25 protein-coding genes are annotated in these 24,719 nt (G+C 58.9%); 17 read left to right on the top strand and 8 right to left on the bottom strand.

Features of this window, described 5'->3' with window-relative positions:
- Position 1 precedes the first annotated feature (1 nt).
- On the top strand, positions 2–151 hold the full coding sequence (locus QUE41_RS00335; protein WP_286341044.1) for a hypothetical protein: 150 nt from the start codon (positions 2–4) through the stop codon (positions 149–151).
- Between the two features lie 7 nt (positions 152–158).
- Here QUE41_RS00335 and QUE41_RS00330 read toward each other — a convergent pair whose 3' ends face one another.
- Both QUE41_RS00330 and QUE41_RS00325 read right to left on the bottom strand, forming a co-directional pair.
- Complete coding sequence (locus QUE41_RS00330) at positions 159–914, bottom strand: class I SAM-dependent methyltransferase (RefSeq protein WP_286341043.1); 756 nt, start codon at positions 912–914, stop codon at positions 159–161.
- A 100-nt stretch (positions 915–1,014) separates the two neighbouring features.
- Positions 1,015–1,731, bottom strand: a complete 717-nt coding sequence (locus QUE41_RS00325; RefSeq protein WP_286341042.1) for a TetR/AcrR family transcriptional regulator — start codon at positions 1,729–1,731, stop codon at positions 1,015–1,017.
- A 390-nt stretch (positions 1,732–2,121) separates the two neighbouring features.
- Here QUE41_RS00325 and QUE41_RS00320 point away from each other — a divergent pair, with 390 nt between their 5' ends.
- Positions 2,122–2,736, top strand: a complete 615-nt coding sequence (locus QUE41_RS00320) for a hypothetical protein (protein ID WP_286341041.1) — start codon at positions 2,122–2,124, stop codon at positions 2,734–2,736.
- Positions 2,737–2,810: 74 nt separating this feature from the next.
- Here the strand turns inward: QUE41_RS00320 and prlC are convergent, their stop codons facing one another.
- Positions 2,811–4,850, bottom strand: a complete 2,040-nt coding sequence (prlC, locus tag QUE41_RS00315) for an oligopeptidase A (protein WP_286341040.1) — start codon at positions 4,848–4,850, stop codon at positions 2,811–2,813.
- Between the two features lie 494 nt (positions 4,851–5,344).
- Between prlC and QUE41_RS00310 the strand changes: the two genes are divergently transcribed.
- From QUE41_RS00310 to QUE41_RS00280, 7 genes are all read left to right on the top strand, one after another.
- Positions 5,345–6,037 carry a porin family protein gene (locus QUE41_RS00310; protein ID WP_286341039.1) on the top strand — a complete coding sequence of 231 codons (693 nt, stop codon included), beginning with the start codon at positions 5,345–5,347 and terminating at the stop codon, positions 6,035–6,037.
- Positions 6,038–6,668: 631 nt separating this feature from the next.
- On the top strand, positions 6,669–7,358 hold the full coding sequence (locus QUE41_RS00305; RefSeq protein ID WP_286341038.1) for a HupE/UreJ family protein: 690 nt from the start codon (positions 6,669–6,671) through the stop codon (positions 7,356–7,358).
- A 20-nt stretch (positions 7,359–7,378) separates the two neighbouring features.
- Positions 7,379–7,927 (top strand): hypothetical protein, encoded by a 549-nt coding sequence (locus QUE41_RS00300; protein ID WP_286341037.1) that lies wholly within the window; start codon positions 7,379–7,381, stop codon positions 7,925–7,927.
- 112 nt (positions 7,928–8,039) lie between these two features.
- On the top strand, positions 8,040–8,570 hold the full coding sequence (gene sigZ / locus QUE41_RS00295) for an RNA polymerase sigma factor SigZ (RefSeq protein WP_286341036.1): 531 nt from the start codon (positions 8,040–8,042) through the stop codon (positions 8,568–8,570).
- Positions 8,571–8,644: 74 nt separating this feature from the next.
- A complete protein-coding gene (locus tag QUE41_RS00290) occupies positions 8,645–9,427 on the top strand; it encodes a glutathione S-transferase family protein (protein WP_286341035.1) in 783 nt (260 codons plus the stop codon).
- Between the two features lie 141 nt (positions 9,428–9,568).
- Entirely contained in the window at positions 9,569–10,924 is a 1,356-nt protein-coding gene (gene gorA, locus QUE41_RS00285; protein WP_286341034.1) for a glutathione-disulfide reductase, read from the top strand.
- Positions 10,925–11,374: 450 nt separating this feature from the next.
- Positions 11,375–11,557, top strand: coding sequence for a helix-turn-helix domain-containing protein (locus QUE41_RS00280; protein ID WP_286341033.1), 183 nt, complete (start codon positions 11,375–11,377; stop codon positions 11,555–11,557).
- On the opposite strand, the gene QUE41_RS00275 is transcribed toward QUE41_RS00280, so the two are convergent.
- The 3 genes from QUE41_RS00275 to QUE41_RS00265 all read right to left on the bottom strand — a co-directional run bounded on the left by QUE41_RS00275 (position 11,550) and on the right by QUE41_RS00265 (position 14,459).
- A complete protein-coding gene (locus QUE41_RS00275; protein WP_286341032.1) occupies positions 11,550–11,885 on the bottom strand; it encodes a glutaredoxin family protein in 336 nt (111 codons plus the stop codon). The genes QUE41_RS00280 and QUE41_RS00275 overlap by 8 nt on opposite strands.
- Before the next feature lie 90 nt (positions 11,886–11,975).
- Positions 11,976–14,225, bottom strand: a complete 2,250-nt coding sequence (gene feoB, locus QUE41_RS00270; RefSeq protein WP_286341031.1) for a ferrous iron transport protein B — start codon at positions 14,223–14,225, stop codon at positions 11,976–11,978.
- Between the two features lie 3 nt (positions 14,226–14,228).
- Complete coding sequence (locus QUE41_RS00265) at positions 14,229–14,459, bottom strand: FeoA family protein (protein ID WP_286341030.1); 231 nt, start codon at positions 14,457–14,459, stop codon at positions 14,229–14,231.
- A gap of 327 nt (positions 14,460–14,786) precedes the next feature.
- Between QUE41_RS00265 and QUE41_RS00260 the strand changes: the two genes are divergently transcribed.
- Entirely contained in the window at positions 14,787–14,996 is a 210-nt protein-coding gene (locus QUE41_RS00260) for a dodecin (protein WP_028109280.1), read from the top strand.
- 43 nt (positions 14,997–15,039) lie between these two features.
- Here QUE41_RS00260 and QUE41_RS00255 read toward each other — a convergent pair whose 3' ends face one another.
- A complete protein-coding gene (locus QUE41_RS00255) occupies positions 15,040–15,288 on the bottom strand; it encodes an HP1242/YdcH family protein (protein WP_286342881.1) in 249 nt (82 codons plus the stop codon).
- A gap of 164 nt (positions 15,289–15,452) precedes the next feature.
- Positions 15,453–15,725, bottom strand: coding sequence for a DUF3081 family protein (locus tag QUE41_RS00250; protein ID WP_286341029.1), 273 nt, complete (start codon positions 15,723–15,725; stop codon positions 15,453–15,455).
- 233 nt (positions 15,726–15,958) lie between these two features.
- On the opposite strand from QUE41_RS00250, the gene glpK reads away from it, so the two are divergent.
- The 7 genes from glpK (at position 15,959) to menE (ending at position 24,366) form a co-directional block, all read left to right on the top strand.
- Positions 15,959–17,464 carry a glycerol kinase GlpK gene (glpK, locus tag QUE41_RS00245; RefSeq protein ID WP_286341028.1) on the top strand — a complete coding sequence of 502 codons (1,506 nt, stop codon included), beginning with the start codon at positions 15,959–15,961 and terminating at the stop codon, positions 17,462–17,464.
- 179 nt (positions 17,465–17,643) lie between these two features.
- A complete protein-coding gene (locus tag QUE41_RS00240) occupies positions 17,644–18,084 on the top strand; it encodes a hypothetical protein (RefSeq protein WP_286341027.1) in 441 nt (146 codons plus the stop codon).
- Between the two features lie 138 nt (positions 18,085–18,222).
- Positions 18,223–19,575, top strand: a complete 1,353-nt coding sequence (locus QUE41_RS00235; protein ID WP_286341026.1) for an isochorismate synthase — start codon at positions 18,223–18,225, stop codon at positions 19,573–19,575.
- Complete coding sequence (menD, locus tag QUE41_RS00230) at positions 19,572–21,290, top strand: 2-succinyl-5-enolpyruvyl-6-hydroxy-3-cyclohexene-1-carboxylic-acid synthase (RefSeq protein WP_286341025.1); 1,719 nt, start codon at positions 19,572–19,574, stop codon at positions 21,288–21,290. Before QUE41_RS00235 ends, menD begins: the two co-directional genes overlap by 4 nt.
- Positions 21,283–22,023, top strand: a complete 741-nt coding sequence (menH, locus tag QUE41_RS00225) for a 2-succinyl-6-hydroxy-2,4-cyclohexadiene-1-carboxylate synthase (protein ID WP_286341024.1) — start codon at positions 21,283–21,285, stop codon at positions 22,021–22,023. The genes menD and menH overlap by 8 nt, the downstream gene beginning before the upstream one ends.
- Positions 22,024–22,030: 7 nt before the next feature.
- A complete protein-coding gene (gene menC / locus QUE41_RS00220; protein WP_286341023.1) occupies positions 22,031–22,987 on the top strand; it encodes an o-succinylbenzoate synthase in 957 nt (318 codons plus the stop codon).
- Positions 22,975–24,366, top strand: coding sequence for an o-succinylbenzoate--CoA ligase (gene menE / locus QUE41_RS00215; RefSeq protein ID WP_286341022.1), 1,392 nt, complete (start codon positions 22,975–22,977; stop codon positions 24,364–24,366). The genes menC and menE overlap by 13 nt, the downstream gene beginning before the upstream one ends.
- Positions 24,367–24,719: the final 353 nt, after the last annotated feature.

The following is a 24,719-nucleotide window of genomic DNA, read 5'->3' as shown; positions in this document are numbered from 1 at the left end:
CATGAACAGCTTCCCCTTTGACCGGCGCCGGGAGGACCGGCGCCAGAATCAAGACCGTCGCACCCAACCCAGGGATGGCGAGGAGAGCAGCGACCGCCGGCAGGTTTTCGGACGTCGCAAGTACGACCGCTTGCCCACCAGCCCTCGCTAACCGCAGATTAAGATAAAGCCGCTTTGACGTAGACGTCGAAGCGGTTTTTCTTAGTCTCGATGGCCATGGTGGGCTGGCGGCCGTCCAGGTGTTCGGCGTAATCGGGCCGCTTCACCACCACCCGCTTTTGAGCCAACTCGAGTGCCGGCACCAGCAGGGCATCCGCATCCTCATCGCTGCCCACCAGTTGCTGAAACACCCGCATCTCCTTCTTCACCAGGGCGGACTTGGCACGGTGTGGGTACATGGGGTCCAGGTAGACCACCTCCACCTGCTCTTCGATGGCGCTCAGGGAGTCGATGCTGTTGCCGGGCGCCAGACTCAGGCGCTGTGACACCCAGGGGCCAATCTCGCTGTCCTCGCAGGCCCGACGCAGACCATCTTCCAACAGGGCCGCCACCACGGGATGGCGCTCCACCATGATCACCCGGCAACCGAGACTGGCCAGCACAAAGCTGTCCCGCCCCAGGCCGGCGGTGCCATCCACCACCAAGGGCGTGACACCGCCCTTAAGACCCACCGCCTTGGCAATGGCCTGGCCCCGGCCGCCACCAAACTTGCGCCTGTGGGCTGCCGCACCGGACACCAGATCCACACTGATGGCACCGGTTTTGGGCTCATCCCTGAGTCTCAGGCTGAGTTTCCCCTGCTCAAAGCCCAGGGCGAAAAGGGAAGTCTCGCTATGCTCAAGCTGCCAACGGCGGGCGATGTCGGGCAGTCGCTGGGCGTCATCGCCCTGTGAGTCCAGATAAAGGGAGTACATGTTCAGTCCGGGGAGTATCGATGGCGGAAGTATACCCATGGCCAGTGACAGGCACAAAAAAAGCGCGCCCTCTGGCGCGCTTATTCGACTATGCGGGGACTCAGGCGGCGACCTGGCCCAGCACAGGTTGTTCGATCATTTCACGACCCAGTTCCAGGGCGTTCTGACACTTGCCCAGCCACTCGTTGCCATCCAGAACCGGACCATTGCCACAACGGACAATGTCCGCCAGCACATTGAAGAACTCACCATCACCGGCCATGACGCCACATGGCATCAGGGTCTGGCGAGAGGTCTGCAGTTGGCTGCCCAGCACCGCGGCACGGCCACGGGCGGTCAGACGGGCACGCTGCTCTTCGTTGAGGCGATAACCCTCCTTCTCAGCGGCCACCAGAGCCTCTTCCAGCTGACGGTCAAACTCTTCGGACGCATCTCGCAGGGCTGCCACACGCTTATCGGCGGCACGACGCCACAGATCGCTGTAGCAAACCAGCAGTTCCAGTTGAGCCAGGATGTCGTCATGGGCCAGACGCTGTTGCTCCAGCACCAGCAAGCTGACGAAGCGCTCCATACCACTCAGCTCCAGGGCGGAGAGACGCTTGGCGAACTCGGTACGGCGAGTCAGCCCCACCTGCACCAGGGCGGCCATCATATCTTCTTTGCTGATGAAGTGGCCGTAGAGGGTTCCGACGGAGCACTCGGCAGCGCGAGCAACATCGGCCATACGAAAGTCGAGAGCACCTTTGCTGCTCGCAGTATTCAGGGCAGCCAACAGAATGCGGGTTTCCCTAACCTTGTATAAATCTGATTTACTCATCGTCCTTTTACTCCTGTTTGCCAAGGGCGCGGCACGCTACCGGCACGATGCGGATATATAACCAGATTCCAGATACCCCTTCCGAGATATAGATCTCACTTACAGAAGCATTCCTATTAGAAACAAGGGGTTGCGAAACTTTCTCGGAAAAAACTGACACAGGTCAAAATATCATTCGAACTGCACCTTTCGCCCTGCCAGCTGAAGAGGTAAAAAACAAGCGAGATGGCTTGTGCCATAAGGGTTACATCGACGTTAACCGGGTACAACTTAAATTGTTATGGTAAAAATTTGACCAAGATCGAATAACGTTCACCCGACATCAAACTCTCCTTTTATCTTCCGCCTGGATCAGGTACTCAATGGGTCACACCAACAGAGGAGTCCACTGTGATCCGTGCCACCCCCCTCTTGATTGCACTGCTTCCTGCACCTGGCTTCGCCATGTGCGGAGACCTGTGCCAATGGCTGGATAACTGGTTTGATGATTACCTCACCCCGGTGGACTACAATTACGCCCACGCTGCCCTGGCCAAGATCCACGCCACAGAGGACAGCGGCATGCAGCTCTCCGCCGGAGCTCTGGCCCAGCTGAATCAGCGCTGGTTGCTGGACATCAATGCGGAGATGAACTGGCAGGAGGAGGGTTCACAGTACCAGCAGGCGGCGCTCAACCGCTTCCAGGCCCGCCTCGACTATCGGGTTGGCGGGGACGAACACTGGGATTTCCTGGTGGGCGTCGGCACCAGCCTGGCCAGCTGGAGTCAGGGTGACCTGAAGGAGTACTCCATCTCCCCGGTGGTGGCCTTCCAGATTCGGGGCAAGCTCACCAACCAGCTGGACCTGGAGATTCGCCACCAGGTGGCCAAGGAGTTCGACAAGCAGTGGAACCACTCCAGCGTCGGCCTGGTGTTCTACCCTACCCCTCAAATTGCCCTCAACCTGAGGGCCGAACACAACGAGATCGCCAACAGCCTGCTGCTGGAGACCCGCTTCTACTTCTAGGGCATGCCGGCCATTGGGTCGTGCTCAGGCGTGTCCCCAAAAAACAAAGAGGCCCGATTGGGCCTCTTCTGTGTTTAGGCGGCGATGCCACTGTGACGCAGCAGGGCGTCAATCTCCGGTTCCCGTCCACGGAATCGCTTGAACAGCTCCATGGGCTCCTCACTGCCGCCCCGCTCCAGGATGCAGTCGAGGAAGTCGGCGCCTACCTGGGTGCTGAAGATCCCCTCCTCCTCGAAACGGCTGAAGGCATCGGCGGAGAGCACCTCGGCCCACTTGTAGCTGTAGTATCCGGCCGCATAGCCCCCGGCGAAGATGTGGCTGAAGCCATGCTGGAAGCGGTTGAACTCAGGCGCCTTGATCACCGACACCTGATCTCGCACCTCGTTCAGGGTCTGCTGAATCCGGTCACCCAGCTCAGGCTGGTACTCAAGGTGCAGGCGGAAATCGAACAGGGAGAACTCCAGCTGACGCACCATCATCATGGCACTCTGGTAGTTCTTGGCGGCCATCATCTTCTCCAGCATTTCGTGGGGCAGCGGCTCGCCGCTCTCATAGTGGCCGGAGATAAAGGCCAACGCCTCCTCCTGCCAGCACCAGTTCTCCAGGAACTGACTGGGCAGCTCCACCGCATCCCAGGGCACCCCATTGATGCCGGCGACGCTGCTGGCGTCCACCTTGGTCAGCATATGATGAATGCCGTGGCCAAACTCGTGGAACAGGGTCACCACCTCATCGTGAGTAAACAGGGCGGGCTTGTCTCCCACCGGACCGTTGAAGTTACAGGTCAGGTAGGCCACCGGGCTCTGCAGGCCCGCACTGCGCAGTCGACGACCGCGGCAGTCGTCCATCCAGGCGCCACCACGCTTGTTCTGACGGGCAAACAGGTCCAGGTAAAAACTGCCGCGCAGCTCTCCCTGGGCATCATGGATGTCGAAGTAGCGCACATCCTCATGCCAGGCATCCACCCCCTCGACTTCGGATACGGCCACACCGAACAGCTTCTCGACGGTGGAGAACAAGCCACTGAGCACCTGCTCCTGCGGGAAGTAGGGGCGCAGCTGCTCATCGGAGATGCTGTACAGATGCTGCTTCTGCTTTTCCGAGAAGTAGGCGATGTCCCAGGCGTTCAGCTCCCCGGCACCATGATGCTCCCTGGCGTAGGCGGTCAGCTGCTTGAGCTCCTCCTGAGCCTGGGGGCGGGAACGAAGCGCCAATTCATTGAGGAAGCTGATCACCTGGGCGGGCTCCTCCGCCATCTTGGTGGCCAGAGACATGTCGGCGTAACTGTCGAACGCCAGCAACTCTGCCAGCTCGTGCTTCAGAGAGAGCATCTCCGCCATCAGCGGGGAGTTGTCAAACTCGCCCGCATTGGGACCCTGATCCGAGGCCCGGGTGCAGTAGGCGGTGTAGACCTCCCGGCGCAGCTCGGCATCATCGGCGTAGGTCATCACCGCGATGTAGGAGGGAAACTCCAGGGTCAGCAGGTAACCCTCATGGCCGCGCTGTTCGGCGGTCTGGCGAGCGGCAGCGACGGCACTCTCCGGCAAGCCCGCCAACTGAGCCACATCGGTCACCTGCTTGGTCCAGGCATTGGTGGCATCCAGCACCCGATTGGCGTACTGGCTGGAGAGTTCGGACAGACGCATGCGAATGTCGCCAAAGCGCTTCTGCTTCGCCTCATCCAGGCCAATGCCGGAAAGTTCAAAATCACGCAGCGCGTTATCGATCACCTTCTTCTGCGCCAGGGTCAGCGCCTCATAGTGCTCAGACTCTTTCAGGGATTTGTAGGCTTCGTACAGCCCCTTATGCTGACCCACCCAGGTGCCGTACTCTGACAGAGCCGGCAGGCAGGCATCGTGAGCTTCCCGCAACTCATCGTTGCTGACCACAGAGTTCATGTGGCTGACCGGCGACCAGATCTTACCCAGATGATCATCCGCCTCCTCCAGAGGCTCCACCAGGCTGTCCCAGGTGTATGGCGCGCCAGCGGCCACCACCTGCTCCACCTTCTCACGACAGGCGGTCAGGGCCTGTTCCACCGCTTCCTGAACGTGTTCCGGTCTGATGGCTGAGAACTGAGGCAATTGATCCGTGTGCATCAAGGGGTTGGTCATGGGGGCTCCTTGTTGGTCTGTGCTTCCCGCATTAAAGGATAAGGCGTGTTGATCTTTGCTGAGCATTTTTTTGAGACAATAGTTGGCAGCCCTCTTTCCGGGAAAAGTGCCCACCAACAAAGATCAATACACCCTGGTATCTCCTCACAACATGGGGCGTCGTCGGCACAAAAACAAGGTGTTACCCGAAACTTTGCCCTCGACAAATGAATGAGTTGCCGATTGAGTTCACACTCTTCCAACCTCAAATTGTATGAAGATTTTTAAATTGTTATTACTTATGGTGATGTTGAAAGATAAGCCTTTCTTTACAAAAGCTTACAGAGGAAAACCCTGCATTTTGACCTCTGTAGAAACCATATTTGTGACACGAGCTGGATTATTCCCTCTTCCCACTAAGGTTTTCGGGAGACCTCTCACAGAACACAACGACCAATAAGAATAGAATCCATTCTCACTCGCAATCACAATGTACCAGCGAATAGGTAAATACAATGAAATCCATCCTGACCACCAGCATAGTGTTGGCGCTGGCCAGCTTCTCAGTTGCTGCAGCAGATTATGAAGTGGACTTTGGCTACGACTCCAAGTACATCTCCGAAGGTCGTGACAACCTCGAAAAGGGCGGTATCTACTGGCTCAATGGTGCCGCTGGGTTCGAAAACGGCATTACCCTGTCCGCCGCCTATGGCTACGCCGCCGACTCCAGTGTCGACTACGATGAGCTGAATCTTGGTATCGAATACGGCTTTGAAGTAGGTGATTTCAGCTTCTACGGTAGCTACACCCGACTCGAGTTCTTCGAAGATGATGAGTCAGACAACGAACTGGGCGCCGGAATTGCCTACGGCGGCCTGGAGTGGTTCGAGCCCTTTGTAGACTACGTATACAGCACCGAAGCCGAAGGTGGCTTCCTGGAGATTGGCGTCCAGCGGGAGTTCGCCATCAACGAGGCCATCACCTTCACCCCTTACGTAATTGCCGCTTTCGACTACGGTTATGCCAGCCCTGAGCATGATGGTGCCAACCACCATACTTTTGGTGCTTCCCTGGGGTATCAGTTGAACGACACCTGGGCACTAAGTGCGACTGTAGAGCACCAGAAGGGTGACAAAGATGTCGAGCTGGATGTAGGTAACGACGATGGCCACACCTGGGCGGGCATCCACTTCATCGCCGCATTTTAAGACACAAAGGGGAGCCCAGGCTTCCCTTTTTGATTTCAGTATTGGCCAGTAACGAAAGAGTCTGGTTAAATGGGCTGCCAAAATTGCCATCCAGGAATCGAGGAAGCACATTGCCCACGTGCCACACTCAACCATCTGAATTCAGCTGGATAGTTGTACTGCTGATAGTGGTGGTATCTTGCCAGCTGTGGGGCTCCAATCATCTCCTGACACTCGACTACCCAGATGCCAGTCATCCCTATGGGGTCGATGTTCTTCACAGTCACGGCTCCCAAGAGCATCACCCTGACAGCGATCCCGTCGAATCCTTATCCCATGAACACTCGGATCATGTTCACTTCAGTGGCCACCCAGTTGAGGGGCACTATACGGCAATGGAAAACATGCCAACGGAAGTGATCCCCTATGGAGATTGTCACTACCAAAGCCCTGGTTTCGCCCCCCCAATCCCCCCCCCAAACTCCTAAAGATCTTTACACCACGACACCAACTTTTTTACTCGGTACGCTTCCTGCGTGACGACCTAAGCCTGCACGGTAACCAAAGGTCGATACATCAAGAAGTGATACCAATGAGATCCAATAGACGAGGGTTCAACCCCCGTCTGACTATACAAAAATGGAGCGTTTTCATGACGCCATCTCTATGGCCAAAAGCCCTGGTACTGGTGCTGGCCACCCTGGCCTCCTTCTCCCTGTGGGCCCACGGGGTGGATGAGGACACCCGCCAGTTCCTGACCCAGAGCCAAGGGATCGCCCTGATCCCCTACCTCTACATCGGCGCCAAACATATGGTCACCGGGTACGATCATCTGCTGTTCCTGGTGGGAGTGATCTTCTTCCTGTTCCGCGCCCGTGATGTGCTGCTCTACGTCAGCCTGTTCACCCTGGGCCACAGCATCACCCTGCTGTACGGGGTGCTGGCAGACATCCAGGTGAACCCCTACCTGGTGGACGCCATCATCGGCCTCTCCATCGTCTATAAGGGATTCGACAACCTGGGCGGCTTCAAGCGACTGCTGGGCTACCAGCCCAACACCAAGGGGGCGGTGATCCTCTTCGGCCTGTTTCATGGTTTCGGTCTGGCCACCAAGATCCAGGAGTTCCAGCTGCCGGACGACGGCCTGGTGGCCAACATCCTCGCCTTCAACCTGGGGGTGGAGCTGGGACAGTTTGCCGCCCTGGGGCTGGTGCTGATCCTGATGAGCGCCTGGCGCCGTCACCCCAGCTACTTGCAGTTTGCCACCGTCAGCAACACCCTGCTGATGAGTGGCGGCCTGATGCTGATGGGCTTTCAGCTCACCGGCTACTTCACCAACTAGACAGATAAAGAGGTAACCCCATGACTCAACCAAAGATTCCGGTGCACTCCGCCGCCACTCTGGTGAAAGCCAGCATCGCAGCCTCCGCCCTGGCAGCGGTGGTTCTGACCACCTGCATCCTGCCCGCCGAGTACGGCATCGACCCCACGGGTGCCGGCAGCGCCCTGGGCCTGACCGTCCTGTCCGAGGCCCAGGCAGCCCCCCAGCAGGAGGTGCTCTTGGCTCAGCCTCAGTTCGATCGGGGCAGCAAGCCCGAGCGTCAAGACCAGGTCAGCATCTCCATTCCCGCCGGCAAGGGGTTGGAATACAAGCTGCTGATGGACCAGTACGCCCACCTGGAGTACGAGTGGCAGACCAACGGCACTCCCCTCTACTTCGATTTCCACGGTGAACCTGAGGGCGACACCACCGGCTATTTCGAGAGCTTTGCCATCACCACCTCAGACAAGATGAAGGGCTCATTGACCACCCCCTTCGCCGGCTCCCACGGCTGGTACTGGAAAAACCGCTCCGGCAAGCCGGTGGAGGTAACCCTGACCATCAAGGGCAGTTACACCATCAAGGGTTAATCCGGTGACACATCAACAAGGGAGCCAATCGGCTCCTTTTTTTGCGTCTTTTTCTTTCCCCCACCGTCTTACCTCTCTTACAGTGACACTAACCCCCGAAGGAGAAACGCCCATGCTGGATCACTGGCAGGCCCACAAAGACAGGCTTCGCGCCTACCTCATCGCCCGACTCCCGGATGAAGCCGCCGTCGACGATGCCCTGCAGGAGATCTACCTCAAGGCCCACAGCAAGCAGCATCAACTCAGGGAGCAGCAGAGCCTGGGGGCCTGGCTCTACCGCATTGCCCACAACACCATCATGGATCACTATCGCCGTCACCCTGACTGGGCCCCCCTGGACCAGGAGCCCGAAGCGCCACAACAGGATACGGCTCAGCTCGCCCATCAGGAACTGGCCCAGTGCCTGCGGCCGCTGATCAACGAACTGCCGGAGAAATATGGCCTGCCCCTGACCCTGGCGGATCTGGAGGGCAAGAGCCAGCAGCAGGTAGCCGAACAGCTGGGGCTGAGTCTCTCCGGTGCCAAGAGCCGGGTTCAGCGGGGAAGGGAAAAGCTGAGGCAGAAGATCCTGGCATGCTGCGCCCTGGAAACCGGACCAGGCGGGGTGCAGGCCTACACCCCCAAGGGCAATTGCGACTGCTGACCAAAATATTTTGCGTCCTTTGCTGAGCGCCTGCGTCTCTTAAGGCATCACAGTAAATGTCTTAGGAGAACCCCATGCTGAAAGTGATCAGTTTTACCATCTGCCCCTTCGTCCAGCGCATCACCGCCCTGCTGGAAGCCAAAGGGCTGCCCTACCAAGTGGAATACATCGAGCTGGCCAACAAACCGGACTGGTTCCTGGAGATCTCCCCCAATGGCCAGGTACCACTGCTGCTGACCGAACAGGGCAACGCCCTGTTCGAGTCCGACGCCATCGCCGAGTACCTGGAGGACAAGTTCGGCCCCCTACAGCCAAACCTCACCCCGGAACAGAAGGCGCTCAACCGCGCCTGGAGCTACCTGGGCAGCAAACAGTACCTGGTCCAGTGTTCCGCTCAGAGCAGCGGCGATGCCGAGACCCTGGTGGAGCGCACCGCCAAGCTGGCCGGCGCCTTCGCCAAGGCGGAAAAGGTGCTGGGCACTCACCGCTACTTCAACAGCAATAGCCTTTCCATGGTGGACATCGCCTGGCTGCCGGTGCTGCACCGAGCCTGGATCATCAAAGAGAAAACCGGCTACGACTTCCTGGCCGGTTTCCCAAGGGTCCAGGCCTGGCAGGCGGCGCTGATGGACAGTGGCCTGACCGCCCCCAGTGTCTCCGACGCCTTCATGGACAGCTTCGAGGGCTACTACCTGTCGGAACGTACCCTGCTGGGGCGCCTCCACCAGCACTGCCCCAAGTGCGACTGCGATGCTCACACCCTGGAGCAGCAATGCACCGAACTGCAGTGTTGTGATCAGCTCCAGGCCTGCGACACCGACGCCAGCCGATGTGGCGACAGTGGCTGTTGCGGCTGATCTTCACTCTCTCAGGCGGAGGCTGCCTCCGCCTAAACCGATTGAATCAATCCCTTGTTTTCGTTTGAGACCGGCCCCAGATCAGAGTACAACTTAGGCTAGTTATGCCAATTTACAGCTCACCATCAAAGGATTTTTCCCATGGCTCAGCAATTTGACTATATCGTTCTCGGTGCCGGCAGCGGCGGCATCGCTTCCGCCAACCGGGCCGCCATGCGCGGCGCCAAGGTGCTGCTTATCGAGGCCAAGCACCTGGGTGGAACCTGCGTGAACGTCGGTTGCGTGCCGAAGAAGGTGATGTGGTTCGGCGCCCAGGTGGCGGAAGCGGTCAACCTGTACGGACCGGACTACGGCTTCGACCTCACCCTCAACAAGTTTGACTGGGGCAAGCTGGTGGAGAGCCGCGAGGCCTACATCGAGCGCATCCACGGCGGCTACAACCGTGGCCTGGACGCCAACGGCGTCACCCTGGTCAACGGCTTCGGTAAGTTTGTCGATGAGCGCACCGTCGAGGTGAACGGCGAGCTCTACACCGCCCCGAACATCCTGATCGCCACCGGCGGTCGCCCCACCATCCCTAATATTCCCGGCGCCGAGCACGGCATCGACTCCAACGGCTTCTTCGCCCTCACCGAGCAGCCCAAACGGGTGGCGGTGATTGGCGCCGGCTACATTGCGGTGGAACTGGCCGGGGTACTGCACTCCCTGGGCAGCGAAACCCACCTGCTGGTGCGCAAGCATGCGCCCCTGCGCAGCTTCGATCCGCTGATCACCCAGACCCTGGTGGAACTGATGGAGAAGGAGGGGCCCACCCTGCACACCCACTCCATCCCCAGCGAGGTGGTCAAGGAAGCGGACGGCAGCCTGACCCTGAAGCTGGAGAACGGCAACAGCCTCAATGTGGACAGCCTGATCTGGGCCATCGGCCGCGAACCTGCCACAGACGTCATCAACATCGAGGCGGCCGGGGTCAAGGTCAATGAGCGTGGCTTTATCCCGGTGGATGAATTCCAGAACACCAATGTGCCCGGCATCCACGCCGTGGGCGACATCATGGAGGGGGGCATCGAGCTGACTCCGGTAGCGGTCAAAGCGGGTCGCCAGCTGTCCGAGCGCCTGTTCGGCAACCAGCCCAACGCCAAGATGGACTACTCCCTGGTCCCCACTGTGGTGTTCAGCCACCCGGCCATCGGCACCATCGGCCTCACCGAACCTCAGGCCGTGGAGCAGTATGGTGAGGAGAACGTCAAGGTGTACACCTCAGGCTTTGCCGCCATGTACACCGCGGTCACCGCCCACCGCCAGCAGACCCAGATGAAACTGGTGTGTGCCGGCCCCGAGGAGAAGATCGTCGGCCTGCACGGCATCGGTTTCGGCATGGATGAGATCCTTCAGGGTTTCGCCGTGGCCATCAAGATGGGCGCCACCAAGGCGGACTTCGACAACACAGTGGCCCTGCACCCCACCAGCGCCGAAGAGTTTGTTACTATGCGCTAAGGGCCAAACTGAACTGAAAAAGCCGCTCATCTGAGCGGCTTATTTGTACCTCCCGCCTTCGCATCACTGAACAAACACCCAGTAATCAAATCAAGACTCGGGTTTCACCCTGAGAATACGGACATCAAAAAAATGCCTATAGTGAGAACCATGACGCCGCTTTTAGACACCAAATCAATGGGATAAACCCTGCACTCTCCAATGTCGGGGCCCCATCCATCAAGCACCCCCAGTGGTTATTCCTGAATTGCCAAATCGATGAGAGAGCCCGATTCCTTACACACAGGGTTGGCTGTCTCCTGAGGCAGCTCTGGAGAGAAAAATGATGAAATGCCTACTACGTACCGCCGTCCTGGCATTGCCCCTGGCGATGATGGACAGCGCACTGGCCGCCACCTCTGGTTCCCACTATTCCCTCGGAGGTGAGGGGGTAGAGGCGGGAACGCCCCCATGGGCCTGCCCCAGAGGATCGCCGCCCACGCCCTCAGTCTGGAGGAAATGGAACGGGAGTACATTCTGTCGGTGGTAAGGGCCTGCAAAGGCAACAAGGCCCAGGCGATGAAAATTCTCAGCATTGGGAAAGCCACCCTCTACCGAAAACTGAAGGAGTATGGCTGGGACGGCTCTACCTGAGGGACTGAATCAGCAGCTGGGGCTGATGGCCGCGAATGGCCCGGCCTTTGACCAGCACCAGGGGAATGCCGTGGCCGCCAAACTGGGCAAACTCCCGGGAGCCCTGTGGATCCTGCTCCATGTCCAGCTCCACAAAGGGGATGCGGTTGTCGGTCAGAAACTGGCGGGTGGCGGCGCAGGCACTGCACCAGCTGGCGCTGTAGAGCACCACATCGCTGTTGTGTTGCTGATTTAACTGAGTCGCCAGCCGGCCGCCAGCCCCCAGTTGGAACAGGGCATAGCCCAACAACGCCAGCACCACAGCCGTGGCAGATACCCATCTCATCATAGTCTCTCCCGCTTCAATGACCCCTTATACACCGAATCGGACACAAAAAGAAAAGGCAGCCCTAGGGCTGCCTTATATCAGTAGTTTGACTTACTCTTGAATGGCTACCGGAATGTCACCGACACCCATCTGGCTGCGCTTGCCCACTTTGCGCAAGTAAGCGATACCCGCCACCAGCAGCATCAGAATGATGCCGATGTGGAACAGGGCATGAGCTGGCTCTTCCACCAGGCGGGAAGCCTGGTAGAACAGAGTCGCTGTCGCGTAGGCTACTACAAAGGTGTACACCGCGCTGAAAGCGGTCCAGCGAGATCCAAACTCACCGGCCATGGCACCCAGCACTGCGGCACAGGGGGTATACATCAGGATAAACAGCAGGTAGGCAAAGGCCGCCGCACCGGTTTCAAACTGGGCTTCCAGGTTCTTCAGGGTCGCCGCTTCGAAACCAAACTCTTCACCCATGGCGTCAGTATCCTGAGCGTCACCGATGTTCAGGCCCAGAGGATCATCCCAGGCAATACCGAACATATTCTCGGGAATGGTCGCCAGACCTTCGTTTACAGCACCGATCAGGCTGAACTCTCCGGCTTCCTCTTCACCACCCTGGCTGTACAGGCTGTTCAGAGTACCCACTACCGCTTCTTTGGCGAAGATACCGGTAATTACACCAACGGTGGCAGGCCAGTTTTCCTCTTTGACACCCATGGGATCAAACACTGGGGTCACAACTTGAGCTGCCGCAGACAGAACAGAGTTTTCAGAGTCTTGGTTGCCAAAGCTGCCGTCGGTACCCATGGAGTTAAAGAAGCTCAGAATGGTGACAACGATAACGATGGTCTTACCTGCGCCCAGAACAAACTGCTTGGTGCGCTGCCAGGTGCGGCGGCCGATGGCGCCCAGAGTCGGCATCTCATAGTCAGGCAGCTCCATGAAGCCCTGGCTGGCTTCACCGGGCAGCAGGGTATGGCGGAGCAGCAAGCCCGTCAGGATGGCCGCCACGATGCCGATCAGATACAGGGCGAACACTAGGTTCTGGCCATTTTCAGGGAAGAACGCCGCCACAAACAGGGCATATACAGGCAGACGAGCACCACAGGACATAAAGGGTGCCATCATGGCCGTTACGATACGCTCTCTCTTGGTATCCAAAGCCCGGGTTGCTGTTACGGCAGGCACGTTACAGCCAAAGCCAACAATCAGGGGCACAAAGGCTTTGCCAGGCAGACCGATCTTCTGCATTACACCTTCGATGACGAAACCGGCTCGGGCCAGATAACCGGAGACTTCCAGAATGCTCAAAGCGATATAGAGGAAGGCCACAACAGGGATAAAGGTCGCCACGGTCTGGATACCAGCCCCGACGCCGTCAGACACAATGGCACCAACCCAGTCAGGCAGACCCGCGCTCTCCAGCAGCAGGGCAGAACCATCCACAAAAATGGCGCCGGCGACAATATCGAAGAAATCGATAAAGGAGGCCCCGATGTTAATGGCAAACATAAAGGTCAGGTACATCATACCCAGGAAGATCGGCACCCCAGTCATGGGGCTCAGGGCATAATGGTCCAGCTTCTCTGTCATTGATTTGATAACAGAAGGCTTAGAGAGCACCGACTGAATCAGTTCACCGATAAACTGGTAACGGCGATCGGCGATATGCTCGGCGGGGGAGATATCCTGCGCCACCAGCCTATTGGACGCCTGCTGGGCTGCTTCATCAGCCTGGGACAGAAGACGGGTAATGGCACTGGCTCGGCCTCCCCCAAGCTCAGTCACAGACTGCTCAACAGCGGCCCCCAGATCGATGGCAAGAGGTTCGCAAGCCTCATTGGCCTTCGCCATGGCTGACATCGCCTCTTTCACCTGTTTGGGACCGGCTTCTGTCTTGGCGCTGATCTGCACCACTTTGCAACCCAGGCGCTTTTCCAGGGCGTCGGTATCAACCTTAATACCGCGACGCTCGGTCACATCACACTTGTTCAGTACCAACAGCATGGGAACATTCAATTCACGAAGCTGAGTGGTCAGATAGAGGTTTCGTTCCAGTTGGGACACGTCCACAACGTTAACCAGAAGATCAATCTCCTGCCCAAGCAGGAATTCACGACTGATCTTTTCATCGATGAACGCATCACCATCGGCGGCTTCCAAATCGTAAAGGCCCGGCAAGTCGGTAATCTCTGCACTCTTTCCAGCCAGATTCAACTTACCCACTTTCTTGTCGACGGTGACACCTGCCCAGTTACCTACAGACACGTTATTACCAGTCAGGGCATTAAACAGAGTTGATTTACCGGAGTTGGGATTACCAACGGTCGCGCAACGCAGTACTTTAGACACTTGTTAAACCTCTACGTGAATCTGTGCAGCCAGGCGGTTGTTGAGACAGAGGCTGGCTCCCCGCACCTTTAACTGAACGGCACCGCCCAGGGGCGCAGAGCGAACCATACGAACCTCACTGCCTTTGGTGAAACCCAACGCCATGAGGCGACGCTTAAGTGCAAGCGACATGGTTTGGTCGCCCAAGCTAGCGACACAGCCCACTTGCCCTTGATCTAAATCTGATAAAACCATTGCGGCACCCAACTACAAACAAGAATTGATATCATTTTCAGTCAAGTATACTGACTGCCTTCAAAAATTCTTTGACCTAGCTCGCCGTTTTCACCTCAAATAGAAATAATTCACGTTTGAGTTATCTTTCTCTGAGACAACGCACAAATTTTAGTAACTTTATAGTTTCCGGCATCTTGAATAGCATTCTCTCTCCAGAGAAAAGCCGCCCTACACTCTCTCACCTGCCCAAAACAGGCCTCAATGCCGCTTCATCAGCCGGATGCTTGAAAAGAATCAATTCAGATCCGTCACCTATACTGAAACTTTGTTCAGAGGAGAGTGACCATGGGCAATCACACCTATAAGAAACTGGAGCTGGTGGGCTCCTCACGGACCAGCATGGAAGACGCCATCAGCAGCGCCATCGACCGGGCCCACCAGACGGTGGCCAATCTGCGCTGGTTTGAAGTGGTGGAGACCCGAGGTCAGATAGAGAACGGCAAGGTGGCCTACTGGCAGGTCACACTGAAGGTGGGATTCACTCTGGAAGAGTAGAGCAGGCCAGGACCACCCCAGCCTGCGACAGGGCAGGGCAAGATCAGGCGCTCTCTGCCTGCTTTAGCCTGCTGTAGAGATCGTCTTTCAGGTTGAGGCGCTTAAGCTTCAAGCTCTCAAGATACTCGTCTGTGGTGTTTTCGAGGCCCTCCTCGATGCGGCGGACTTCGCGGTCCAGTTCGTGATATTCGTTGTACAGCTTATGGAAGGTATCGTCGGAGAGGTTCAGTTCCTGAATCAGTTCCACCTGGTTGGGAAATTCGTTCACCAGGCTGTGGTCTTGAATTATCATCACGCATTCCTCCTTGGGGGTCTGATTCCATAATGCTCCCCTCACTTGCGCATTTGTTTGATGCAGATCAGTAAATTATTCGTTATGAAGTTGCTTCATTTTTTGGTCACATTGGCCAAAGGAAAGAGTGAGAAGCCGAACAAAAACCGTTCAACACCTAGCCATCAGGGACTGGAGGAGGAAGCGGCAGCGGCCACCGCCTCTATGCGCACCAGAAACTGCTCCAGGGCGGCACCGTCCGGGTAATCCAGCTGGTATCTGTTGTGAAAAAACAGGGTCAGGGTCACAACCTGGTCCGACAGAAACAGGGTGTAGCCATCAAAGTCGCTCCAGGCCAATATCCCCTTGAACTCATGCCCCTGTGGTCCAGGCACGCCACCATCACACACCTTCTGGTAGATCTGCAGCAACCTTCGGGTATCCAGTTGATTTTTCATATCACCTCGTCCCAAGACCAATTTTCGAATCAGGTAATCCCGCCACCCTCCAAACATAGACCTGCCTTTCGCGGTGAGCTCCAAGATGTCTACGATGGGAGCCGCGTTCTGGCTCAATCCGCTCGCCCATGGCCAGGGCGCACCGATCAATTCCCTGACCGTCGGGTACTAAGATGTACAGCCGAGGCCAACATGCCCTAGTATGAGATAAAGCCCAATCAAGCCATTGAATTATGTCTGAATCCACCCAGTTCATCGTTGCCCTTGACCAGGGCACAACGTCCAGCCGAGCCCTGTTGTTTGATCGTCAGGGCCAGGTCATCGGCACCGCCCAACGGGAATTTACCCAGCACTACCCCAGCCCGGGCTGGGTGGAACATGACCCCATAGAGATCTGGGCCAGTCAACGGGCCACCCTCACCGAACTGCTGGCCAAGTGCCGGGTGAACCATCAGCAGGTGGCGGCCATCGGCATCACCAATCAGCGGGAAACCACTGTGGTTTGGGACAGGGAAACCGGCCAACCGATCCACAACGCCATCGTCTGGCAGTGCCGCAGGACATCCGAACTCTGCAGCGAACTGAAACGCCAGGGACTCGAAGCCACAGTGAAGCAGAAAACCGGCCTGGTTCTGGATCCCTACTTCTCTGCCACCAAGATCCGCTGGATTCTGGATCAGGTCCCCGGGGCCAGAGAGCGGGCAGAACAGGGCAAACTGGCGTTCGGCACCATCGACAGCTGGCTCATCTGGAACCTCACCGAGGGTAGGGTACACGCCACCGACGTCACCAACGCCAGTCGCACCATGCTGTTCAACATCCACACCCTGGAGTGGGACCAGGAGCTACTGAGTGCTTTTGATATCCCAGAGTCCATGCTGCCCCAGGTCAAAGCCAGTGGTGAGCTCTACGGCCAGGCCCAACTGGGCAACGCTCGGGTGCCCATCAGTGGCGTGGCCGGCGATCAGCAGGCTGCCCTGTTCGGCCAGCTGTGCCATGACCCAGGCATGGCCAAGAACACCTACGGCACCGGCTGCTTCCTGCTGATGCACACCGGACAGAAGCCGGTGGCCTCCAATCATGGCCTGCTCACCACCCTGGCCTGCAATCTGCCGGGAGAAGTGAACTACGCCCTGGAGGGAGCGGTGTTTATGGGCGGTGCCAGCGTGCAGTGGCTCCGGGATGAACTGGGGCTGATCCGCCACGCCTCGGAAACCGAGGCCCTGGCCCTGTCGGTACCGGACACTCAGGGGGCCTACCTGGTGCCCTCCTTCACCGGACTGGGGGCGCCCCACTGGGATCCCTTTGCCCGGGGCACCCTGGTGGGGATGACCCGGGGCACCAACCGTCAGCATCTGGTGCGCGCCACCCTGGAGTCCATCGCCTATCAGTCCATGGATATCCTCAGGGCCATGGAGCAGGATGCCGGTCAGCCGCTGAGCCAGCTCAGGGTCGATGGCGGCGCCACCGCCAACCAGTTCCTGATGCAGTTCCAGTCCGACATTCTGGATACCTGCGTGGTACGTCCCGCCAATGTGGAGACCACCGCCGCCGGGGCCGCCTATCTTGCGGGGCTGGCCTGTGGCTACTGGCCCAGTCTCACCACCCTGACCAGGGAAGTGACTGAGCCTCAGCAGTTCCAACCTCAGATGACGGACAGCACCAGAGAGACTCTGGTTAAAGGCTGGAAACGGGCCCTGGCTGCCAGCCGCCATTGGTCCTCCCTGGGACAGGAATAAGGTTAACGGGGTGGGGTCATTGCTGCTTTTTTCTGCAACCTTGAAATTACCTCGTTGGAATACCTGCGCTACATCATCGGGTTAGCGCACAGTTTTGCCGACCAATCGGCGGCAATTGCGGATCTTGCCACCAATCCGGAGTACAAAAAGGGGGAGACTGAAGACCTGTAACGGCAGACATGATCACACTCGCTCATCATTCCCACCGCAGGGGGCTGACCCTAAGACCCCTGCTGCTGACCCTCGCCTGTGTCGGTGCCTACATGCAACAGTTGCCCTGGATGCTGGCCTCTCTGCTGGCGTTCCTCAGTTACCTGGTCTGGTATCAACCCCGGCGCTATCACCAGGGTGGCCTACCTGAGGTGCTGCATGAAGAGTGCAGGGCGATGATGTCTCTTTCACCCTGGGTCCGGGCAACGGTGGCGCTTGGACTGACGGCCCTCATAGGCGTGCTATTGCTGGTGTTCTGGCAGCAGCAATGCCGCTCAGGACTGGTGTTGATTGCCGTGGTCTCTCTGGGCAAAACGGTTTGGAACTTCCTATTTATCGGCAAGTTAGGCAGCGAGGAACTCCTGGCTACCTTGGCATCGATCATCGGAGCTGCAATACTGATGGATTGAGCCCTGTACCCTCAGCGGTGAATGAGTATACTAGGGCGCCGACCGGATCACGCATTGCTGAACGGCACTTGACAGCAAACTGCTTCGAATCTTACTTTCAGCAGCTTAACGTTTCCAAACCACCTTCGGAGTCATGCGATGGATAAGCCATCTCTCTCGACCGCCATCAGTCGCATGCAGTCGAGGCTTGCCCAGTTAGCCCACAGGCAACCGGAAAACTCCAAGGTCCAGCTCTCCGAATCGATTCAGCCCACCCTGCTGCTTCCCTGGCTGGCTGCTCAGCAGCAATGGCCCCAGATCTACTGGCGAGGACGCAACCAGGGGGAGCAGGTTGCCGCCATAGGCGCCTGCCAGACACGGCGCATCGATCAGCAGCCCTCCCAACAGCTCAGCGAGTTCTACGAGGAGTGCTGCCGCCTCAACCATGCCGGTCTTCGCTGGTATGGCGGCATCGCCTTCGACACCAAACAGCCTGCCTGGGAGACATTCGGCCAGGCCCAGTTCATCCTGCCAAGGCTGGAGATACGCCAGGGAGAGAAGGAAGCGCAGCTGCTGCTGAACCTGGACGGCAATCCCGACTCCTGGCTGCAGGAGCTGACCACCGCGGCCGCCTTTCTGGAACAGCTTCAGGGGATCAAGCCCCTGCCGCCACTGGCGCCGGGACACATCCTCTCCCGCCAGGACACCCCGTCGGAGTCCCACTGGCACGAGCTGGTCAAACAGGTCACCGAACCGGAATTTAACCAGGATACCCCCAAGGTGGTGCTGGCTCGTCAGAGTCAACTGCAACTGAGTCACCAGCCCCACCCCTGGACCGTGCTGCACGCCTGGCAGTTGCTCAACCCCAACAGCTATCAGTACGGCTTCCAGCTAAACCCTAATGACAGTTTCATCAGCTGCTCGCCCGAGCGGCTGTTCCAGCGACGCCAGCAGGAGCTGAGCACTGAGGCTCTGGCAGGCACCACAGTGCGTGGCTTCACCCAGGAAGAGGACGATGCCCTGGCCCAGGCGCTGCTGGACGATGATAAGAACCAGCACGAGAACCAGCTGGTTCGCCTGCTGATTGAACAGAAGCTTCAGCCTCTGTGCGACTACGTCGGCACCGAGGAGAGCCCCTCCATTCTGAAGCTGAACCATATCCAACACCTGCACCGTACCATCAAGGCAGAGGTGAAACATGGCGTCAACGACCTGCAGCTGCTGCAGGCCCTGCACCCCACCCCGGCGGTGGGCGGCTTCCCCAGGGAAAGCGCCATGACCTTCATCCGTCAGCGGGAAGGGTTCAGCCGCGGCTGGTATGCCGGCGCCTGCGGCTATTTCAATTGTCTGGGCAGCGAGTTTTCCGTGGCTCTGCGAAGCGCCCGCTTCAGCGGCGACACCATTACTCTGTTCGCCGGGGCCGGCATTGTCGCCGGGTCCGACCCCGAAGCGGAGTGGCAGGAGCTGGAAAACAAGTTGGCCACCATTATGGGAATTCTCAACGGCCTATGAACACGACACCAATCGCCGATCTAAACCTTCTGTGGTCAAAACTGATGCTGGAGGAGCTGTGGCGACTGGGCGTAAAACACATCTGCCTGGCCCCAGGATCCCGCTCCACTCCTCTGACTCTGGCCGCGGCCGAACATCAGGGACTGACCCGTCACACCCACTTCGACGAACGCGGGCTGGCCTTTATGGCCATGGGCCTGGCCAAATCCAGCCGCAGTCCGGTCGCCCTGGTGACCACATCTGGCACCGCCCTGGCCAACCTCTATCCGGCCATCGTCGAGGCCTTCCTGACCAAGGTGCCGCTGATCCTGCTCACCGGTGACCGGCCACCGGAGCTTATCGACTGTGGCGCCAACCAGGCGATCATTCAGCCGGGGATCTTTGCCGATTACTGCACCAGGGTGGACCTGCCGACGCCGGATCTGACCATCCCCCCTCAGGCCCTGCTGACTCAGCTGGATCATGCCATCGGCAGCAACACAGGCCCGATTCACGTCAACTGCATGTTTCGCGAGCCGCTTTATCCCAAGGCAGACCGCACCGATTTCAGCGACTACCTCTCCCCTGTGGGTCAATGGCTCAGCGGCGACCGTCCCTGGAGCCCAATGGCCAACCTCAGCAGCAAGGCGCTGCCCACAGAGGAACAATGCCAGGCGTTTGCCGATGCCAAGGGGGTGATCGTCGCCGGCACCCTGCCTCCTGAGCAGGACCCTCAACAGCTTGTCCAACTGGCCGAGCGCCTGGGGTGGCCCCTGCTGGCCGACTGTCAGTCACAGCTTCGCCAAGCGGACGGCGTGGTGCACCACATCGATCAGTTACTGCACCGGGACGATTGCCAGGCACTTCTGGGTGAGGCGGAGCATCTGCTGCTGGTGGGCGCCCGCACCCTCTCCAAACGGATGCTGAGCTTTATCGACAACCATCAGTGGCAAAAGCAGTGGCAGTGGCTGCAGCACCCCCAGAGGCTGGACCCCAATCACAAACCGAAACTGGTGTGTGTGGGGGACCTTCAGGATCTGATGGCCCTGCCCTGGCCCCAGGCGACCAAGCCCCTCTGGACACCACAGCTGAACCAGGCCAGTCAGGCGCTGGATCGTCTGATTGAACGCCTCCACGGGCATGGCGAACTCACCGAACTCTCGGCCATTCGCCATCTGAGTCAGGCCCTGGGGGACCAGGCCCAGCTGTTTATCGGCAACAGCCTGCCGGTTCGGCTGTTCGACACCCTGGCTGCACCGACAGCAACACCGCCCCCCATCTACACCAACCGGGGCGCCTCCGGCATCGATGGCCTGCTGGCCACAGCCACCGGAGTGGGACGAGGCAACCGTCGACCCACAGTGCTGGCCATCGGCGACCTGTCACTGCTGCACGATCTCAACTCCCTGGCACTGGTCCGGAACTGCGACTTCCCCATGGTGGTTCTGGCCATCAATAACGACGGCGGCAGCATCTTCAACCTGCTGCCAGTCCCCAATGAACCCTTGCGCCAGGATTACTACCGGCTGGGTCACGGCCTGCAGTTCAAGGGGGCCGCAGAGCAGTTCCAACTGCCCTATCTCAACCCACAGAGTCTGGATGAGTTCAGGGAGGGCCTGGAAAGTGCCACGGCCACCAATGGCGCCTCCCTCATCGAGCTGAGTCTGCCACCCAAACAGTCTTCCGAACTGCTGGTAGAGCTGGCCAAAGCGGTCAAAGATGTCCCCCTTGGCTGATCGTCCCACCCTGGTGCTGCTCCACGGCTTTCTGGGCAGCGCCGCGGATTGGCAACCAGTGCTTTCGGCACTGGAGTCGCACTTCCACTGCCTGGCGCTGGATCTCCCCGGCCATGGAGACAACCGTTTTCCCCTGAGTCAGGGCCCGGGTTTCGATGAGGTGTGTCTTCATCTGGAATCCCAGTTACCACCACAGCCCTTTCATCTGCTGGGTTACTCCCTGGGCGGTCGCATCGCCCTGCATCTGGCCCAACGTCGTCCAGAGCGTCTGCTGAGCCTGACCCTGGAGTCCGCTCACCCTGGGCTTAAGCTGGAGTCGGAGAGGGCGCTCCGGCGTCAGGCCGATGGCCAGTGGCAGCAGGTGCTGCAGCAACACTCCCTCAGCGAATTCCTAGAGCGCTGGTATCGCCAGCCGGTGTTTGCCAACCTCTCCGAGCAGGCCAGGGAAAAGATGATAGAGGCCAGGCTTGGAAATGACGCAAACGCCCTGGCAGCCCTCTATCACAACACCGGCCTGGGCTGGCAACAGGATATGAGCCAGCTGCTGGCAAAGCTGACGGTACCTGTGCATTACCTCTGTGGCCGGGAAGACAGCAAATTTGTCGCCCTGGGCATGGAGATGGACTCCCTGGGATTGCTCACCAGCCTGCACAGCTTCCCCTGTGGCCATAATGTTCACCGTGCCTGCCCGGCCCCCTTTGCTGATACACTGATTCAAACTCTGATCCCCTGAGGCCCCAATGACCGCCCTTGCCCTCTACCGTTACGCCATTCCCTTCCACAGCGCCATCGACTTCAATGGCCACAGGTTGACTCAACGGGAGGGGTTGCTGCTCAAGCTGGAGCACGACGGGCGCATCGCCTGGGGCGAGGCGGCGCCGCTGCCCGGATTCTCCCGGGAAAGCCTGGCGGAGGCTCAGGCGCAGCTGCTTTCCCTGATGCCCGCCCTCAAGGAGAGTGATCAACTCCCTGAAGGAGCCACTCTGCCCTCAGTGCGCTTTGCCATCTCCTGTGCCCAGTGGCAACTGCACAAAACCCACAGGCTGACTCACCTTGAAGCTGCACCACTGCTGTCTGGCAGTTCGCAGCAGATCATCGACAAAGCCGCCTCAATCGACGCAAGGTGCCTCAAATTGAAGGTGGGAAGGATGTCTGTAGAGGAGGAGATCCGCCTCATCTACAGCCTGCTGGAGCAAGACCCCAAGCGCCGCTTCCGCCTGGATGCCAATCAGCGCTGGACTGAGCAACAGGCTATCGAGTTTGCCGCCTCCATCCCCCTGAAACAGGTGGACTACATCGAGGAGCCGACTCCGAGCCTGGAAACCAACCTGGCCCTGGCAGCCTCAATGGGACTGCCCCTGGCCCTGGATGAGACCACCCAGGCTGAGGATTACCGCTTCCAGCCCCTGCCCGGCGTCAAAGCCCTGGTACTCAAACCCCAGCTGATCGGCGATCTGGATACCCTTGCCGACATTGTCGGTGAGGCGGACCACCATGGCATCAATGTGGTGCTCTCCAGCGCCTTCGAGTCCAATTTGGGCCTAAGCACCCTGGCAGACCTGGCGGCGGAGCTGACCCCGGACCAGTCACCTGGACTGGATACCCTGGACGCCCTCGAAGCCGATCTCATCGCCCCAAAACGACAGGGAACCCCCTGCTATGGCGAGGATCAGCTGGAGTGCCTATGGCAGAGCTAGTCTGTCTGGCCCGGCAGGGGGCAGATGCATTTGCCAGCGCCATCGCCATCGACGGCCCCCAGGGTCCAATAAGTTTCTCTCAGCTGGACAGTCAGGTGGGACAACTCACTGCCCGTCTGGCCCGCCAAGGGGTAGAGCAGGGGAGTCACCTGGCCGCGGTAGGTCCCACCAGCCTGGAACTGGTACTGCTGCAACTGGCCTGCATCCGGCTCGGCGCCGTGTTCGCCCCACTCTCACCCCGCTTCCCCGACGCCCAACTGATTCAGTTGCTGAAACAGATCGACGCCCGCTTCCTTTGGCATCATCAGGGGGTGTCACTGAGTGGGCTGACCAGCCTCAGCCTGGAAGAGGGGCTGCCCCCCAGTGATGGTAACCCCCTGTCCAAGTCGCAACCGGTCAGTTTGATCCTCACCTCCGGCTCCTCAGGTCACCCCAAGGCGGCCATGCACAGCCTGGGCAATCACCTCGCTTCGGCTGTCGGCTCCCTGGAGCAAATACCCCTGGCGCCGGGAGACCGCTGGCTGGCCTCGCTGCCCATGTTCCACATCGGTGGCCTGGCCCTGATGTTCCGCTGCCTGGATGCCGGTGCCACCCTGGTGTTGCCCAGACACAAGGAACTGTTGCACAACCTGAGAGAGACCCGGGTCAGTCACCTCTCCCTGGTGGCCACCCAGCTGGGCTGGCTGCTGGATGCCCAGGACAGTGCGGCATTGATGGCCCCACTGAAGCTGGTGCTGCTGGGAGGAGGCCCCATTCCCCAAGCCCTGCTGACGCGGCTGAGTCACCACCCCATACGGGCCCTGACCAGCTACGGCATGACCGAGATGGCCTCGCAGATCACCACGGGACCGGCCAACGACCAGGGGCTCTCCGGCAGCCTTCTCCCCGGGAGGGAGCTGAGGATTCACCAGGGGATCATCGAGGTCCGTGGTGACACCCGCTTTATGGGCTACTACCAGGACGGCAGCCTGCATCAGCCTTTCGACGATCAGGGCTGGTTCCACACCAAAGACCGGGGTGAGTGGCTTGGAGAGAGCCTCAAGGTACTAGGCCGGGCCGACAACATGTTCATCAGTGGCGGCGAAAACGTTCAACCGGAAGAGATCGAGGCGGCGCTCAAACAGCACCCACAAATCGATGACGCCGTGGTGTTGCCCGTACCGGATAACACCTTTGGCCTGCTGCCCGTGGCCGTCATTCTCGGCAACGCCCAGCTTCCTGACCAGAAGGAGATGGACCAGTTCCTCGCCACCAGAGTGGCCAGATTCAAGCGTCCCCGCCGCTACCTTGCCTGGCCAAAGGAGTATGTCCAACAGGGACTGAAAGTCAGCCGACAGGGGCTGTCAGCCGCCCTGGGAGAGCACCTCAAACTGGATTAGAACGGGGTGGCCTACAACAAAGCCCATAGCGTCTGCTATGGGCTTTGCTTTATCCGGAATTTAGAAGCCGTGTTTCCTACTGGTGCTGTCAGCTCCCAGGGTGCCATCTCAGGACTCTGTGGCCTCCCCCAGCACTGTCGTGCCGGCGGTGTCTTTGGTTTTGTTGCCCTTACAGAGGCCTGAGAAGAAAGCCACTGGATCCTGATGTTCATCAGGAAGACGATTGTGCGTGAGAGGCGGGAAGCGCTTCGTCGCTGCTACAGGAAGGATTAGTCCCTCCTCACCTTGGCATAGGTCCTTAGGCTCTCTGCCTGAACCATCAGAACGCTCGGTGCTTATTCATTACGACGCGG

The organism is Ferrimonas sp. YFM (assembly GCF_030296015.1).
In the GTDB taxonomy this organism is placed as follows: domain Bacteria; phylum Pseudomonadota; class Gammaproteobacteria; order Enterobacterales; family Shewanellaceae; genus Ferrimonas.
Note: the sequence above shows the minus strand (reverse complement) of the source record. Positions and strands in the feature narration are given on the sequence as shown.